The organism is Pseudophaeobacter sp. EL27 (genome assembly GCF_900313025.1).
GTDB lineage: Bacteria > Pseudomonadota > Alphaproteobacteria > Rhodobacterales > Rhodobacteraceae > Pseudophaeobacter.
In genome coordinates, this window is record NZ_OMPQ01000013.1 from 424,666 (window position 1) to 440,445 (window position 15,780).

Consider the following 15,780-nt stretch of genomic DNA (forward strand, 5'->3'; position numbering starts at 1 on the left):
AATCAGCCCCGTTTTCGGGGTCATTGCAGGCAGAGTAACCGCAAACCGCCGCCCAAGCCAGCCTTTGAATGGTTAACGGGCAGGAAATCGCAAGAAGGCGCTGCAATGCCTGCCCTCTTGCGCCGCAGAGGCATCCATGGTCGATGCACCCCATGTTTATGAACACCGTGATTCTAGGCGCTGGCGCCGCTGGCATGATGTGCGCAGCCCATGCGGGCGGCGACTGCCTGGTGATTGACCACGCCAAATCCCCGGGTGAGAAAATTCGTATCTCTGGCGGCGGGCGCAGCAACTTCACCAATCTGGATGTGACCCCAGAGAATTACCTGTCGCAGAACCCGCATTTCTGCAAATCCGCTCTCGCCCGCTATACTCAATGGGACTTCATCTCACTGGTCGATCGATATGGCATCACCTGGCATGAAAAGACCCTTGGCCAGCTGTTTTGTGACGGATCAGCCAAGCAGATCGTCGCCATGCTGGTGGATGAGCTGACCAAGGCAGGCGCTCAGCTCTGGCTGCAAACCTCGGTAGAGGCGGTACGATTTGAGGGCGACCAGTACCATTTGACCCTGCTTCGCGATGGCAAGCCGCAGAAGATCCGTTGCAAAAACCTGGTCCTGGCCACCGGCGGCAAAAGCATCCCCAAAATGGGTGCAACCGGTCTGGCCTATGACATTGCCCGCCAATTTGACCTGCCCCTGATTGACACCCGCCCCGGCTTGGTGCCCTTCACGTTCCCCGAAGGGCGTTTCACCGCCCTGGCCGGCACTGCCCTGCCCGCACGCGTCTCCAATGCGCGGACCAGTTTTGATGAGGCGCTTTTGTTCACCCACCGTGGCCTTTCCGGCCCATCGGTGCTGCAGCTCTCTTCCTATTGGCATGAGGGCGAGGAGATCAGCGTCAACCTGATCCCGCAGACCGATCTGTTTACCCTGCTCCGCGATCAACGCCAGACCCAGGGACGCCGCGCCCTGACAAACGAGATCGCCCGCCACCTGCCCGGTCGACTGGTGGAGTTTCTGGCCAAGGAGTTCAACATCACCGGCCGTTTGGCCGATCAATCTGACAGCGCCCTGCAGGACCTGTGTAGCGCGTTGCAAAACTGGCACCTCACCCCCGGTGGCTCCGAGGGCTATCGCACCGCCGAGGTCACCCTGGGCGGCATCGACACAGATGCGCTGTCGTCCAAGACCATGCAGGCGAAATCGCAGCCCGGTCTTTTTGCCATCGGCGAGGCGGTCGATGTGACTGGCTGGCTCGGTGGCTATAACTTCCAATGGGCCTGGGCCTCGGGCCATGCCGCCGGTTCAGCGATTGCCTCAAAGCTCTAGGCGCACCGGGTGATAGGTCGAGTGCGCGGCAAAGCCAGCACCAGACCTGAGCCCCTTCAGCTATCAATAAAGACCTTGTTGTTGGGCGTGACCCCACGGTCATAGGTGCAGAAGGTATCGGTGGCCGCGGCTGTCGTTGTATGGATTTTGATATTGGTGATGACTTCCAGGGCGCCGGCATCCAGACAGGCCTGTTCCGCCGCCTTCACCACACCCAATAGATGATCCAGCTCCCCCTTCATGGTGGTCTCCATGGCGCCCACCTGAAACGGAACACCTGCAGCCTTCACCACCTCAATGGCCTTATCAACCACCTCAAAATTATTGCCGCTGCGCAACCGTGGGATCACCTGAAAGGCCAGCATGACGGTGCGGGGGCTGGTTTCTGTTTCTGACATGCCAAATTCCGATCTGATCTCAAAAATTGAATGGGCGGGCCGTTAGATCGCCCAGGCTTCGGTACAGACCCGCAGCCCAGGTCATCAGACACAAAAGAGAGACTATCCCCTCAAGCTCTCCTCTAGCGCTGTTCAGCCGCGCCTAGAGCCCCAGCCCCTGCTCTACTCTGGCGATGAAATCATCACCGCGTTGCTCAAAGTTGTCATATTGATCAAAGCTCGCCGCCGCCGGGGCCAAGAGGACCACATCTCCCGCTTCGGCCTCCGCCATGGCCCGGGCCACTGCCACCTCCATAGTGGTGCAGACCTCGGCCTCCACGTCCAACTGCATGGCAAAGCCCGCGGCCTCGCGGCCAATCACATAGGCCTTGCGGACCTCACCTGTCTGACCGCTGAGCGCGCTCAGACCCCCTTCTTTTTCCAACCCGCCGCAGATCCAGCGGATATTCTTGAAAGCGCTCAATGCTTTGACAGCGCTGTCCAGGTTGGTGGCCTTGCTATCATTGACATAGCGAACCCCCGCCACCTCTGCAACGGTCTGGCTGCGATGCGGCAAGCCGGGATAGGTTGCCAGCGCTGCCTCGATCACCCGAGGCGCCAATCCCAGAACCCGCGCCGCCGCATAGGCCGCGCAGGCATTTTGGTGGTTATGGGCCCCCGGCAACCCGGTCATCTGACGCAGATCGATCGAGGCCACCTGCCGCCCCTTGCGCATCTCGCTCAGGAAGCCTTTGCGGGCAAAGACCTGCCAGCCTGGCCCTGAGAGCTTGCGCCCCGAGGCCACGCGGATCACCCGGTCATCGCTTGCCGCCTGAGACATCTGCCCGGCCAGAAACAGACCTTCGTCCTCGTCAACGCCGATGATCGCCCGATCTGGCCCACCCTCGGCAAAGAGCCGACGTTTGGCGGCAAAATAGCCCCCCAGCCCCGCATGGCGGTCCAGATGGTCCGGCGACAGATTGGTCAGGATCGCCACATCCGGGGTCAAGGCACGGGCCAGCTCGGTCTGGTAACTGGACAGCTCCAGCACCACAACGCCCGCATTACCGGGGGGATCGATATCCAATACTCCACGGCCGATATTGCCCGCCATCTGGCTGTCGCGGCCAACGCTTTCCAGCACATGATGCAGCAAAGCCACCGTGGTGGATTTGCCATTGGAACCGGTGATGGCCACCACTTTGGGTGGCTGGTCCAGCATGTCCCATCCCTGCGCTGGCAGGGAAGCAAAGAACAAGCCAATGTCATTATCCACCGGCACGCCTGCCTCCAGCGCGGCCCGGATCACCGGGTTGGGCTGTGGGTAAAGATGCGGGATCCCAGGCGAGGTCACCAGCACCGCAACATCATCAAAAGCCCCCTGTTTGTGCAGATCACGCAGCTCAAACCCCTCGGCCTCGGCGCGCGCGCGCGCCTGTGGCTGATCATCCCAACAGATGGGATTGGCGCCGCCAACCAGCAGCGCCCGCGCCGTGGCCAGCCCTGACCGGCCCAGCCCCAAAACGGCGACGGTTGCGCCTTCAAACCCTTGAACCGGGATCATTGCCCACCTCACAACTTGATCAAATTTGCGCCGCACAGTGCACCGCTGCAGCTCCATGTGCAAGAGCTCTAGAGGCAGCTGCTCAGGCGCCACCGCAGAGGCCGCAAGGCCTCTGCCATGCCCAACAATTGGCAGAGAGGCCCCGCCTCTCGAAATTGGCGGGAGCGCTCCCTTTCCTGCCCGCAGTTAAGGGCAACACTCTGGCAGTAAAAAAAGGCGGCCCTTGCCGCCTTTTCCCATCAGATTAGTGCTTCACGCAGAGTGCTTTTGTCGAACTAACGCACTTTCAGGGTGGCCAGACCAATCATCGCCAGGATCAACGCGATGATCCAGAAGCGGATCACGATTGTGGGCTCAGCCCAGCCCTTTTTCTCATAGTGGTGATGGATCGGCGCCATCAGGAACACCCGCCGCCCGGTGCGTTTGAAGTAGAGCACCTGAATGATCACCGACAGAGCCTCCAGCACAAATAGCCCGCCCACAATGGCCCAGACCAGCTCGTGCTTGGTGACCACCGCAATGGCCCCCAATGCGCCACCCAGGGCCAGCGAGCCCGTGTCGCCCATAAAGACCGCAGCAGGGGGCGCATTGTACCAAAGGAAACCCAGGCCTCCGCCAAAGAGCGCAGCAGCAAAGATCAGAATTTCGCCAGTACCCGGCACATAATGCACATCCAGATATTCGGTAAAATCGACTCGCCCCACCGCATAGGCAATCACCCCCAACGTGCCGGCTGCAATCATCACCGGCATGATCGCCAGACCGTCCAGCCCATCTGTCAGGTTCACTGCATTGGCAGAGCCGACGATAACACAGATCACAAAGGGCACATAGAAATAGCCCAGATTGATCAATGTGTCCTTGAACACTGGCAGCGCCAGCTGATCTTGCAGTGCCTCCGGGTGATAGGCGCGTGCGCAGAGCGCCGCGATCACGGCAATAATGATCCCCAGCAGCAGCCGGACCTTGCCGGAAACTCCGGCGGTGTTCTGCTTGGAGACTTTTGCGTAGTCATCCGCAAAGCCGATCAGGGCAAAGGACAGCGTGACAAACAACACCAGCCAGACAAAGGGATTGTCCAGCCGCGCCCAGATCAAGGTGGCTGTCAGCAGCGCCCCAACAATGAGCAACCCGCCCATGGTCGGCGTGCCTGCTTTGGTGAAATGCCCCTCTGGCCCGTCATCGCGGATCGGCTGGCCCTTGCCCTGTTTGCGGCGCAGCACATTGATCAGCGGCTTGCCGAACAGAAAGCCAAACAGAAGCGCCGTCATAAACGCGCCCCCTGCCCGGAAGGTGATATAGCGGAACAGGTTGAAAAAATCGCCGCCATCCGACAGGGCCGTCAGCCAATAGAGCATCTCAGATTGATCCTCGCCTTTAGTTTATGTTTCCAGATTGGCGCTTGCCATGACCCAATTCCCGGATGCCGTCAACGATCTTGGACAGCCCGGCACTCAAAGATCCCTTGGCCAGCACAATATCGCCACAGCCTAAGTGTGAAGGGAGGTCGGGCAACACATCCGCTGCGGCTGCATAGTGCCTGCCACGCTTGCTCGCAGGTAGAGCGCCATGCAGATGTGCCATCAGCGGGCCAATGCAGTGGACGGTCTCGATAGCCTCCAGCGCTGGCAAATCAGCGAGACCTGCATGCAATGCGGCCTCCTGTGGGCCCAGCTCGCCCATGTCACCAAGATAGGCAATTTTGCGTCCCTTACCGCCCGCATTGGATCCCAGATCTGGCGTCGCCGCCAGCACCGTTAGGGCCGCTGCCATCGAGGTGGGGTTGGCGTTGTAGCTGTCGTCCAGTACGAGCAGACTGCCGCCTTCCAGAGCAACCTCAACCCGTGCGCCGCGCCCCTTGACCGGCGACCAGAGCGCCAGCACCTGCGCCGCACGCGGCACATCCGCGCCAACACCGGCAACACAGGCCAACGCGCCCAGCGCGTTCATGGCAAAATGTGCGCCCAGCGACTGAATGGTGAGCTGCATCTGATCAGCGCCACAGTGCACCTCAGCCAGAGTGGCCTCACCACTGATTTTGGTACTCAGCAATTTGTACTCTGTTGCGCTCTCTCCGAACCACAGATGTGCCGCGCCCAACCTCTGAGCCTCAGTCGCCAGAACCTGTGCCTCGTCGATGTCTGCGTTCAGCACCGCGACACCGCCAGGTTCCAGGCCTTCCATAATGGCAGCCTTTTCGCGGGCAATCCCTGCCACATCCTCAAAGGCTTCCAGGTGCACCGCAGCCACCGTGGTGACCATGGCCACTTGCGGGCGTGCTTGACGGGCCAGCGGGGCGATCTCGCCGGGGTGGTTCATGCCGATCTCGATCACCGCAAACGCACTGTCACGTGGCATCCGCGCCAGGGTCAACGGCACCCCCCAATGATTGTTATAGCTGGCCACAGCCGCATGAGTGCGCCCCTGATCGGCCAACATGCAGGCCAGCATTTCCTTGGTCGAGGTCTTGCCGACCGAACCTGTGACCGCGATCACCTTGGCCTGGGTACGGGCGCGCGCCGCCTGCCCCAGAGCTTCCAGAGCCGCCTGCACATCCTCGACAATCAGCAAAGGCGCATCCTCAGCCACGCCATCAGGGCGATGAGTGACCAGGGCAGCGCCTGCGCCCTTCTCCAGCGCCTGTGCGACAAAATCATGACCGTCGCGCGCCGCTTTCAGCGCCACAAAGAGATCTCCCGGCTGCAGGGTGCGGGTGTCAATCGAAATGCCCGAGACCTGCCAGTCGCCTGTAGCCTCACCTCCGGTTGCCGATGCGGCCTCTGCCGCCGTCCAAAGCGCACTCATATTGCTTTACCATCCAGAACAGAAACCGCCATGCTGGCCTGCTCCACATCATCAAAGGGCAGGACATCGGTGCCAACCACCTGACCGCTCTCGTGGCCCTTGCCGCAGATCAACAGCACATCGCCTGCACCCAGCATATCGACCCCACGCAGAATCGCCTCGGCCCGGTCGCCGACCTCAATGGCATCTGGCGCGCCGCTCTTAACGGCAGCTCGGATCAAGGCGGGATCTTCGGTGCGAGGATTGTCATCGGTGACGATGACAACATCTGCATTGTCCTGTGCCGCTTGGCCCATCAGAGGGCGCTTTGTGGCATCGCGGTCGCCGCCAGCGCCAACAATCGCAATCAGCCGCCCCAAAACATGTGGGCGCAGCGCCTTGATCGCGGTGGTCACCGCATCCGGGGTATGAGCGTAATCAACAAAGACCGCAGCGCCATTGTCGCGGGTGGCGGCATGTTCCATGCGCCCGCGCACCGTGGTCAGCTGTGGCAGGGTGTCAAAGACCTCGGCTGGGTCTTCGCCGCCGGCAATCACCAGCCCGCAGGCCAAGAGCACGTTCTCTGCCTGAAAGCCGCCGATGAGGTTCAGCCGTTTCTGATAGGGCTGATCGTGCCAGTTGAAACGCAGATCCTGCCCGGTGTCATCATAGCGCAGCCCGGTGAGGCTGATATCGCCAAGGCCCCGGCCAATGCTGATCACCTCTTGGCCGCGAGCTGCCGCCACCGCGCGCATCTCGGCCCCGCGTGCGTCATCCATATTGATCACTGCCACGCCGTCCACGGGCAGAACCCGGCGGAACAGCCCGGCCTTGGCGGCAAAATAGGCCTCAAATGTCTCGTGATAGTCCAGATGATCCTGGGTGAAATTGGTGAACCCCGCTGCCGCCAATTGCACCCCATCCAGGCGGCATTGGTCCAGCCCATGGGAAGAGGCCTCCATCGCCGCATGGGTCACCCCCGCCTCAGCGGCCTTAGCCAGGGCCGCGTGCAGCGTGATCGGCTCAGGCGTGGTATGGGCCAGCGGATGGCTCCAGGCGCCTTCAATGCCGGTGGTGCCAAGGTTCACGGCCTCATGCCCCAAGGCGCACCAGATCTGGCGCACAAAGGTCGCCACCGAGGTTTTGCCATTGGTGCCCGTCACCGCCACCATAGTCTGCGGCTGGGCGCCAAACCAAAGCGCCGCCGCATAGGCCAGCGCCTGACGCGGATCTTCGACAATCACCACAGCTGCATGGCTTTCTTCCAGCGGTTTTGCCGCTATCTTGGCGCCAGCAGCATCGGTCAAGATCGCCACTGCGCCCTGCTCCAATGCCGCCGGGATGAACTTGGCCCCATGCACCTGACTGCCCGACAGAGCAGCAAAAAGCGTGCCCTCTGTCACCCGGCGGCTGTCCACCGCGAGGCCGGAAATCAGCGGATCAGCACCGCCACGGGCGGTGAGGCCCAGCTCGCTCAGGGGGCGGGGATCGGAAGTATCGTCGGGGTTGCTGCGCATCTGCGGCCCTCACCAGGTATTAGGCCCGGGATCATTCGCCGGGATCAGTTTGAGGTGAGGGTTATACCAGTCACCTCGGTGGGTTCAACTTGTGGTCTGAGCCCCAAGAGCGGCGCCAATCGCCCGATCATTTCCGCTGCCACCGGAACAGCCGTCCAGCCCGCCGTGCGGCGCTCTTCGCCATGAGCAATGACAGAGGGTTCATCCAGCGTCACCACCAGCACATATTTGGGATCATGGGCGGGAAAGATTGAGGCAAAGGTGGCAATCACCTTGTCCTCGTAATAGCCACCACGCGGTCTGGGCTTGTCGGCGGTGCCGGTCTTGCCCCCGACCTGATAGCCCGGAACACGGGCAAAGCTGGCGGTGCCTTCGGTGACCACCTTGCGCAGCATGATGCGCGCGGCCTCTGCCGATTGCTCGGACATGATGCGACGGCCCAGTTGCGGACCATCCTGTTTCAGGATCGTTGGGCTGACGTAGCGGCCCCCATTGGCCACGGCCGCATAGCCTGCGGCCAGATGCAGGGGCGTGGTAGAGATACCGTGACCATAAGAAATGGTCATCGCCGAGAGCTCGGACCAGTTTTTGGGCAGCAAGGGCTTGCCGCCCTGCGCCTCAACAATCTCAAACGGGGTTGCCTCCAGCATGCCCAGATCCCGCAGGAAATCCTGCTGACGCTCTGCGCCAATTTGCTGCGCCAATCGGGCGGTGCCGATATTGGAGGATTTCACGATGATCTTGGTCACCGACAACTCGTTGCCGTAGTTGCGGTAATCCTTGATCGAGAATTTCCCCCAACGCAGCGGGCCGCGGGTGTCGATAACAGTATCCGGGTTCACAAGCCCCAGATCCACAGCCTGGGCTGCGGTAAAGATCTTGAAGGTCGAGCCAAGCTCATAAACCCCCTGAACCGCGCGATTGAACAGCGGACTAACCGATGGGTCAAAGCCCGAGGTCGGCGGCGCGGGACGTTCATTGGGATCAAAATCCGGCAGCGAAACCACCGAGATCACCTCGCCGGTGTGTACATCCATCAGGATCGAGGTGGCGCCTTTGGCATTCATCAGCTTCATGCCGCCATCCAGCACCCGCTCAGCCGCGGCCTGCACGGTGAGGTCCAGCGATAGCGCCAGAGGCTTGCTGCCATTGCCGGGGTTGCGCAGATAGTCATCGAACTGCTTTTCAACGCCAGCAACGCCGATCACCTCGGCGGCGCGCACGCCTTCTCTCCCAAAGCTCGCGCCGCCCAGAACATGGGCCGCAACTGAGCCATTGGGATAGAGCCGCATCTCGCGGGGGCCAAACAACAGACCGGGATCACCAATATCATGCACCGCTTGCTTTTGCTCGGGGCTGATTTTCTTTTTGATCCAAAGGAATTTGCGCGCGCCGGTGAATTTTTCCAGCAGGTCCGCGTGATCCAGATCCGGGAAGATCTCAACCAGACGGTCCACCGCATTTTGCGGATCAATCAGCTGCTGTGGCTGCACATAAAGCGAATGGGTTTCAAAGTTGGTCGCCAGAATGCGCCCCTGGCGGTCGACGATATCGGCGCGCTGCATGGCAATGGCGCTGCCCGCCACGCTGGCCACCGGCTCACGCGGCTCAGAGGTCGCCATGACCCCCATACGCGCCGCAACAGCCGCATAGGCACAGAGAAAAAACACCCCCAAGACCAGCAGGCGCCCCTCGGCACGCTGGCGCGATTTCACCTGCATGTCATCGTGACGCTGGCGAATATTCTCTTTTTCAATAACGTCGGGGTTTTCGCCTTTGGCGCGGGCGTCCAGAATCCGCGCAAGCGGGCGAAGCGGCTTGCGGATCATTGGCCTGGCTCCTCGGGGCTAGTGGCATTCAAGCCCGACACATCAACGCCTTCGGTGATCATCAGCGCGGGCTGCACCGGATAGGTGACCTCATCCACGCGACCAAACTGATCTGGTCGCAGGGGCAACAGACCGAGGCGTTCAAAGTTCAGCTCTGCCAGTTCAATCAGGCGATCAGGGCGGTTCAGATAGGCCCATTCCGCCCGCAGCACGCTAAGACGCTCCTGTGCGGCACCAATTTCGCGCTGCAGCCCGCGGGTCTCTTTCAACACCTGCTGGGTGGCGTAGTTTTCGCGGTAGGCCCAGAAAGCGAGACCAAAAACGGCCAATGCCGTAACCACATAGAGCAGAGACTTCATTTACGCCCCTCTTTCAGTTGCGGCATGCTCAGGTCTTTGGCGCTGATCGGGACGGGTGCAGCCTCGGTGCGCCGCCCCACCCGCAGCCGGGCCGAGCGTGAACGGGGGTTTTCCGCCAGCTCATCATCATCCGGGCCAACGGCCTTGCGGGTGACCAGCTCAAACTGTGCGGGGATTTCTTCGATTTCCGGTGCGTAGCGATTGGCCCGCCCGGTTTTATTGGCCCGATGCTGAAAGAACCGCTTTACCATGCGATCCTCAACGGAATGAAAGGTCACAACCGCCAACAGCCCGCCGGGTTTCAGCGCGCGTTCAGCCGCCAACAACCCGTTGAACAGCTCCTCATATTCGGCGTTCACCGCAATGCGCAGGGCCTGAAAGCTGCGGGTGGCCGGGTGCGATTTGCCGGGTTTTGCCCGCGGCAGACAGCCCTCAATCAATTTCGCCAGTTGCAGCGTTGTGGTGATTGGCTCCAGCTCGCGGGCCTTGATGATGGATTTAGCAATGCGGCGACTGGCGCGTTCTTCGCCAAAATGAAACAGGATATCCGCAATCTGCACCTCAGAAAGCCCTGCCACCAGATCCGCCGCTGAGGGGCCGGACTGCGACATGCGCATGTCCAGAGGGCCGTCACGCATAAAGGAAAAACCGCGTTCCGCCAGATCCAGCTGCATCGAGGAAACCCCAAGGTCCAGCACCACGCCGTCCAGATCCTGAGCGTATTCATCCATGCGTGAAAACACCCCCTCTTGCAGCACCAGCCGGTCGCCAAGCTCTGCAGCCCAGGGCTGGGCAAGTTCAAAGGCAAGCGGGTCGCGGTCAACACCAATCACCTGATCAGCTCCGGCCTCCAGCAAGCCGCGGGTATAGCCACCAGCGCCAAAGGTGCCATCCAACCAACGGCCGGAAACTGGCGCCACCGCTTTCAGCAGGGGGCGCAGCAGAACCGGAACATGGGGACCAGAAGGCGTGGGGTGGTCCGTCGTCATTGTCTATGCGCCTCCGGCGCCATCAAGGAACTCCAGCGGGTCAAACCCCTCTGGCAGCTCATCCATCCATTTATCCGCAAGCGCCTGCTCCTCTTCCTCATAGGTCTCGGGCTTCCAGATCTGGAAGGTATCCCCCGCCGCCATAAAGAAGGCTTCTTTTTCGAGGTCGATTTTATTGCGCAATTTTGCGGGCAGAACCAGACGACCTGTCTCATCTATCGTGGTGGGGAAAGACTGCCCATGGAACAGGCGTTGCAACATCTTACGCTGCATCGAGCCACGCGGCAGCGCGTCGATCTTGTCATCGACCTCTTCAATCGCTTCTATGGTGTAGCATTCAAGATAGTTGCGGCGGTGGTCACCGTAGACAATCACCAATTCGGGATTTTCGCCGGACTTCCAGTTTGGGTCACTTGCCTCGATCACACGACGAAAGGAGGCTGGAATTGATACCCGCCCCTTTGTGTCCACCTTATGGTGGCTTTCGCCTCTGAACCTGCGGCCCAAAATCTCGCCCTCTACCTGCGCCTTTTGGCGCGTTATCTTCCCCAGAAACTAAGGAAGGCGAGTTGATCTGCTGCCACTGATCAACTCGCCTCCTAATTCCCGCTTAGCGGGGTGTCCGACTGCGCGCGCCACCTGGGGGGATGTCTGCTCGCCCGCGCGCCGGATCTCTCATTGTTCGGATGAAGTGAAGGCCTGTATGAACCTGCTTATTATTATGAGCTGGGGTCTTTAGCGCCCCGATATGCTCTCCGCCGCATCCGATGAATAAGGGATACTATGGGAAATCATGGCCTGACAACCCACTATTCAGAAAACTCGTCCAAAAGGCGTTTCCAGCAACACATTGCCGCAACATTTTGTTAACCACATTCGGGAAAATATGGCATATTTCGCCAAACATGATGATCGAGACACAAAATATAGTACTGAAAAAAGTTGGCCAAATTCCGGACAACTTTGCCCATAAAATCCCACATCGAGACCAAACTCTTAACAACAAATTAAGAGTTCGCGCAATGTTCCACGCCCATTCTGTGCATAACTTTGTGGATAACGGGAATCGGAGCGCGACTCGCCCCATGATTCGGGAACAGAAGGGCGAAGACCTCAACCAGTCTCCCCTCCCCCTCCCAATTTTGGACCATAAATTCCCATGCGTCCCATGGTTTCCCATATCTGCAATCGAACATGCAAATCGCCTCAGGATTGTGCAAAGGGAACCTGAGCGGGCCGATTAACGCGACTTGTTTAGAACAAGAATAAATCGAAGCGCGCCCCACATCGAGTGAGGCGCGCCTAAAGAAGAACCCTAAATAGATAAAATCGCAGTAAAAAACCGGCTCTCAGGCCATGCCACCTGCAATAAGACCGCTGGCGATCTGGGCATAGGCCTCAGAAACCGCCCCCGCTCCGGCAGCGACAGGCGTGCCCGCATCACCGGCCAGGCGGGTCTCGAGATCAATTGGCAAGGCCCCCAAGAGCGGCAGGCCAAGGGCCTTTGCCTCAGCTGCAACCCCCCCATGGCCAAAGATATGATGTTCGCCGCCGCAATCCGGGCAGGTAAAGAAGGACATGTTCTCGATCAGCCCCAGGACCGGCGTCTTGAGTGTCTTGAACATATCAAGCGCCTTGCGGGCATCAATGAGCGCCACATCCTGCGGCGTGCTGACAACAATGGCGCCGCTCAGCTCGCTCTTGGTACAGAGTGTCAGCTGCACATCACCCGTTCCGGGCGGCAGATCCACAATCAGCACGTCCAACTCCCCCCAGTTCACCTGCCCCAGCATCTGCTGCAAGGCCCCCATCAACATGGGGCCACGCCAGACCACCGCCTTATCCTCTGGCACCATAAGACCAATCGACATCATGGTGACGCCATGTGCCCGCAGGGGTTCGATCACGGTGCCATCCGGGCTGCCAGGCCGATCAGAGACCCCCATCATACGCGGCTGGCTTGGGCCATATATATCTGCATCCAACAGCCCCACACGCCGCCCCTGGCGGGATAGGGCCACTGCCAGATTGGCACTGACGGTGGATTTCCCCACGCCCCCCTTGCCTGAGGCCACAGCCAGAATACGAGAAACCCCTTTGGGCTTGATTGGTCCGGCCTGCGCCTTGGGATGGCCCCCGATTTTCAGGCTAGGGGCCGCAGCTGGCTTGGGTTCATCGGCCGGGCCATGGGCCGTCAGCGCCACCGAGACAGAGGCCACGCCTTCCAGCGCCAGCACAGCGCCTTCAGCGGCGCGCCGCAGAGGCTCCATATGCTGGGCAATGGCCGGGCTGGGGGCCTCGATGACAAAACTGACCTTTACCTGGTCCTCGGCGCCTGGCGCGTCCTGAAGTGTCAGCGCGCGTATCATATCCCGCGAAAGCAAAGTGCCACCGTCTGGCAAAGCCAGGCGTTCCAATGCCTCTTCTACGCTCTTTTGTGTCACTGACATTTCCGACCCTCCTGCACCCGATTCTTGAAATCACCCCTAGCCCAGGGCTCTCGTTTGGGGAAGGTGCAGCTTGTGCTGCACAGGTGACTTCCGCAAGGGCAAGTAACCAGCCGCGCCGATCAAAATGCCCTAACGGAAAGCAAATTTGGACAATTCTGCTCAAAAAACAGCCTGTTTACAAAAGGGTAACAATGGACCCATGCAAATGCTGCATAGCAGAAATGCTCTCTTAGGGGATTGTGCACTTGCAGCATTTAACTATTTTGATTTCAAGAAACGCCGATACCGGCACAACACATTTGACCAGTTCTGAGGATCGACCCGATGGCCGCTGTAAACCAAATCGCAACACCTAAGTCTGTACTCTCGGCCCTACCAACAGCCTGGATTGACGAGTTGAGCACCAAGTTCACCCGTTACCGCCTGTACCGCCAGACCTACAATGAGCTCTCCGAGCTGACAGGTCGCGAGCTGGCAGATCTGGGCCTGAACCGCTCAATGATCAAACGGGTCGCCTATCAGGCAGCCTACGAGAACAACTAATAGAGATCAGGCTCTTTCTCCTCCTCCCTAAAGGGCCTGTCCTAAGCGGTGACATCCTCCTCCTCCCTGATGTCACCGCACCCTATACCGGCTGAGCCGGAACAGAATACATCTGGATCTCCTCCTCCCTTGGTCCCGATGTTGTCATGAACGGCGGTACCCCTCCTCCTCCCTGGGTGCCGCCGTTTCTTGTTTTTGCCCCAAAATCTACTGCCAGGCTCAACCTTGGCTTAAGCGACCTGGAAGGCCCTGCTTTCGCCGCCCCACATACTCCCGCCATGTCGCTACATCATGTTCAGGCCCTTAGTGCTGAGAAACGGCGGTCAACATGTCCCCTTGAGCAACTCGCGGAGGGCAAATGGCAAAAGCGAACACTGCACCGATAAATCAGCACCTGTTTCGATCTCCGCTCGATCAACTGCCGTAACTGAGTGCGAACCAGATCGAAGACCTGCTGTCGAACACCCTGGAAATCCGTCGGGCAGGTGCATCGTTGTCCAAATAGGAAGGCAAGCAGAGAAAGTGACGGCACATGCCCACAACGCAGAGACTGCCGACAGCAAAAAGGGAGCCATGCTCGAACCGGGGTCCAGCCCTCTTGGTCCGGTGGGTGCCTTAAAACCTATACTGGTTTCACAGGAATTCCGATTTTCGACATCAACCGCCATGATCCGCTTGTCAGAGCCGTCCGAGATATGCTCGTCGACAAGCCACGACCCTGCCGAATGCTGGCATTTTCGCCGGGCAGTACAACGGCACATTCTGGCGATGGTGAATGTTGATACTAGAAGGTGCAGGCCATTGCCCTGACGGCAAGCTCGACGGCATCATTGAGGTCGACAAACCCCACTAGCATGAAAGCCGCAGAGGGTCACGGAAGTGGATTTTGCATCGCCGAAACCCTACGGCTTACCCGCGCTCGCCATACCATCAATGGTAGATCAACAAGAGCGGGCGCCTGGAGATGAAACGAAGGCTGTCGCCTTTGCAGCTGACGATTCTCACGATGCCGGACCGTTCTGGACGACGGTATCTGGAGTGTATCACGAACAGGATCTATCTGCTATCGACGCCGCTCTCGGTCCCTTCGTTGCAACGAATGCATCCCTTTGAACTGATGGCGCGCCAGTATATGCACGCTTCTTGAAAAGATCAGAATGATGCCTCACGTCCTGAGCAGCAAGCCAGGCCAGAGGCGCGCCCCAAAGGCCTTCCACTTTCAGAATGTTAACCCGCTTCATTCTGGCTACGGTGAATTCATCCGCCTGCTCAAGGCCAAGCGTCGAGAAATGCAAGCAGCCTCTTTGCTGGTTCCTGCTGCCCGCCAGTCTATTCCCAGAGGGGCCTTCAGATCAGTGCTTTCGTGCAATCAGGTTCGGATCAATTCTCCTTGCGACCTATGTTGTTAGAGAGCCTTCTGACATCATGATAGGTCGAAACAATACCAGACATCGAAGATGGGTCATATCACTGGCTGTAGGTATAATTCATGGCTTGCTGGCATGACTGGAAGCCTGGCTGCGTCAGCCTGCAAAGGTGAGCCAGTGGATGCGGAGGAAAAGCTTCGGTATTGCTCCATAAGACTATCTTTATGAATTTCCCCAGGAGATCGAAGCGAAAGATCAGGTATTTCCCTTGAACGGGCCGTGGCTCTAATGAAACTCGACCGCATGAATGAGGCCAAGCAAGACCTGCGCCGTGCCATGCAGGATGCCAAGGATGGTTCAAAGGAACGCACCTTTACAAGGTTACAGTTGGGCAGTGTCCAGCGTTTGAGTTTTGAGCGATGGATCAAAGTCGATTGACAAACTGATTGTGTGATCTGTTGCTGACCAACACGAAATAGCGTCACGTCAAAAAGCATCCCGATGAGGCATGAACAGATTGGTCAGAGGCCTCGCTGCGAAAAATCTCACCTTTCCTAGAATCATGCGCCCCTTCTCAGGAGATGCTCAGACAGATGGGAGCAAGCTTGGGCAGGTCATGATAAGGTTGAAAAGAAACGCTCTGACAACAGCGATTGTCCCGGACAAG

Annotated in this window: 13 protein-coding genes; 3 read left to right on the forward strand and 10 right to left on the reverse strand. The window is 59.2% G+C overall.

Annotated features, from left to right (window positions below; translation table 11 throughout):
* Positions 1 to 152: 152 nt before the first annotated feature.
* On the forward strand, positions 153 to 1,334 hold the full coding sequence (locus tag ED661_RS17150) for an NAD(P)/FAD-dependent oxidoreductase (RefSeq protein ID WP_122075351.1): 1,182 nt from the start codon (positions 153 to 155) through the stop codon (positions 1,332 to 1,334).
* A gap of 56 nt (positions 1,335 to 1,390) precedes the next feature.
* Here ED661_RS17150 and ED661_RS17155 read toward each other — a convergent pair whose 3' ends face one another.
* The 10 genes from ED661_RS17155 to ED661_RS17205 all read right to left on the reverse strand — a co-directional run bounded on the left by ED661_RS17155 (position 1,391) and on the right by ED661_RS17205 (position 13,203).
* Positions 1,391 to 1,732, reverse strand: coding sequence for a thiamine-binding protein (locus tag ED661_RS17155; protein ID WP_122075353.1), 342 nt, complete (start codon positions 1,730 to 1,732; stop codon positions 1,391 to 1,393).
* A gap of 142 nt (positions 1,733 to 1,874) precedes the next feature.
* Positions 1,875 to 3,275 carry a UDP-N-acetylmuramoyl-L-alanine--D-glutamate ligase gene (gene murD / locus ED661_RS17160; protein ID WP_122075513.1) on the reverse strand — a complete coding sequence of 467 codons (1,401 nt, stop codon included), beginning with the start codon at positions 3,273 to 3,275 and terminating at the stop codon, positions 1,875 to 1,877.
* Between the two features lie 275 nt (positions 3,276 to 3,550).
* On the reverse strand, positions 3,551 to 4,633 hold the full coding sequence (gene mraY, locus ED661_RS17165; RefSeq protein WP_122075355.1) for a phospho-N-acetylmuramoyl-pentapeptide-transferase: 1,083 nt from the start codon (positions 4,631 to 4,633) through the stop codon (positions 3,551 to 3,553).
* A 19-nt stretch (positions 4,634 to 4,652) separates the two neighbouring features.
* Complete coding sequence (gene murF, locus ED661_RS17170; RefSeq protein ID WP_122075357.1) at positions 4,653 to 6,080, reverse strand: UDP-N-acetylmuramoyl-tripeptide--D-alanyl-D-alanine ligase; 1,428 nt, start codon at positions 6,078 to 6,080, stop codon at positions 4,653 to 4,655.
* Positions 6,077 to 7,576, reverse strand: coding sequence for a UDP-N-acetylmuramoyl-L-alanyl-D-glutamate--2,6-diaminopimelate ligase (locus ED661_RS17175; RefSeq protein WP_122075359.1), 1,500 nt, complete (start codon positions 7,574 to 7,576; stop codon positions 6,077 to 6,079). Before ED661_RS17175 ends, murF begins: the two co-directional genes overlap by 4 nt.
* A 44-nt stretch (positions 7,577 to 7,620) precedes the next feature.
* Complete coding sequence (locus ED661_RS17180; protein WP_122075361.1) at positions 7,621 to 9,405, reverse strand: penicillin-binding protein 2; 1,785 nt, start codon at positions 9,403 to 9,405, stop codon at positions 7,621 to 7,623.
* A complete protein-coding gene (locus tag ED661_RS17185; RefSeq protein WP_122075363.1) occupies positions 9,402 to 9,764 on the reverse strand; it encodes a cell division protein FtsL in 363 nt (120 codons plus the stop codon). Before ED661_RS17185 ends, ED661_RS17180 begins: the two co-directional genes overlap by 4 nt.
* Positions 9,761 to 10,753 carry a 16S rRNA (cytosine(1402)-N(4))-methyltransferase RsmH gene (gene rsmH, locus ED661_RS17190; protein ID WP_122075365.1) on the reverse strand — a complete coding sequence of 331 codons (993 nt, stop codon included), beginning with the start codon at positions 10,751 to 10,753 and terminating at the stop codon, positions 9,761 to 9,763. The genes ED661_RS17185 and rsmH overlap by 4 nt, the downstream gene beginning before the upstream one ends.
* Positions 10,754 to 10,756: 3 nt before the next feature.
* Positions 10,757 to 11,224: a division/cell wall cluster transcriptional repressor MraZ gene (gene mraZ, locus ED661_RS17195; RefSeq protein WP_254054871.1), complete on the reverse strand. Its 468-nt coding sequence runs from the start codon at positions 11,222 to 11,224 to the stop codon at positions 10,757 to 10,759.
* An 878-nt stretch (positions 11,225 to 12,102) separates the two neighbouring features.
* Positions 12,103 to 13,203 carry an Mrp/NBP35 family ATP-binding protein gene (locus tag ED661_RS17205; protein ID WP_122075371.1) on the reverse strand — a complete coding sequence of 367 codons (1,101 nt, stop codon included), beginning with the start codon at positions 13,201 to 13,203 and terminating at the stop codon, positions 12,103 to 12,105.
* A 324-nt stretch (positions 13,204 to 13,527) separates the two neighbouring features.
* Here ED661_RS17205 and ED661_RS17210 point away from each other — a divergent pair, with 324 nt between their 5' ends.
* Together ED661_RS17210 and ED661_RS21985 are read left to right on the forward strand one after the other, a co-directional pair.
* Positions 13,528 to 13,746 carry a DUF1127 domain-containing protein gene (locus ED661_RS17210; protein ID WP_122075373.1) on the forward strand — a complete coding sequence of 73 codons (219 nt, stop codon included), beginning with the start codon at positions 13,528 to 13,530 and terminating at the stop codon, positions 13,744 to 13,746.
* Between the two features lie 1,655 nt (positions 13,747 to 15,401).
* On the forward strand, positions 15,402 to 15,551 hold the full coding sequence (locus tag ED661_RS21985) for a hypothetical protein (protein ID WP_162930159.1): 150 nt from the start codon (positions 15,402 to 15,404) through the stop codon (positions 15,549 to 15,551).
* The last annotated feature ends 229 nt before the right edge of the window (positions 15,552 to 15,780 follow it).

Bases quoted from the DNA above. Each gene is read 5' to 3' on its own strand.
- rsmH (WP_122075365.1), bottom strand. From the start codon at position 10,753: ATGACGACGGACCACCCCACGCCTTCTGGTCCCCATGTTCCGGTTCTG.
- ED661_RS21985 (WP_162930159.1), top strand. From the start codon at position 15,402: ATGAAACTCGACCGCATGAATGAGGCCAAGCAAGACCTGCGCCGTGCC.
- ED661_RS17180 (WP_122075361.1), bottom strand. From the start codon at position 9,405: ATGATCCGCAAGCCGCTTCGCCCGCTTGCGCGGATTCTGGACGCCCGC.
- mraY (WP_122075355.1), bottom strand. From the start codon at position 4,633: ATGCTCTATTGGCTGACGGCCCTGTCGGATGGCGGCGATTTTTTCAAC.
- ED661_RS17175 (WP_122075359.1), bottom strand. From the start codon at position 7,576: ATGCGCAGCAACCCCGACGATACTTCCGATCCCCGCCCCCTGAGCGAG.
- ED661_RS17150 (WP_122075351.1), top strand. From the start codon at position 153: ATGTTTATGAACACCGTGATTCTAGGCGCTGGCGCCGCTGGCATGATG.
- ED661_RS17210 (WP_122075373.1), top strand. From the start codon at position 13,528: ATGGCCGCTGTAAACCAAATCGCAACACCTAAGTCTGTACTCTCGGCC.
- ED661_RS17185 (WP_122075363.1), bottom strand. From the start codon at position 9,764: ATGAAGTCTCTGCTCTATGTGGTTACGGCATTGGCCGTTTTTGGTCTC.
- murD (WP_122075513.1), bottom strand. From the start codon at position 3,275: ATGATCCCGGTTCAAGGGTTTGAAGGCGCAACCGTCGCCGTTTTGGGG.
- murF (WP_122075357.1), bottom strand. From the start codon at position 6,080: ATGAGTGCGCTTTGGACGGCGGCAGAGGCCGCATCGGCAACCGGAGGT.
- ED661_RS17155 (WP_122075353.1), bottom strand. From the start codon at position 1,732: ATGTCAGAAACAGAAACCAGCCCCCGCACCGTCATGCTGGCCTTTCAG.
- ED661_RS17205 (WP_122075371.1), bottom strand. From the start codon at position 13,203: ATGTCAGTGACACAAAAGAGCGTAGAAGAGGCATTGGAACGCCTGGCT.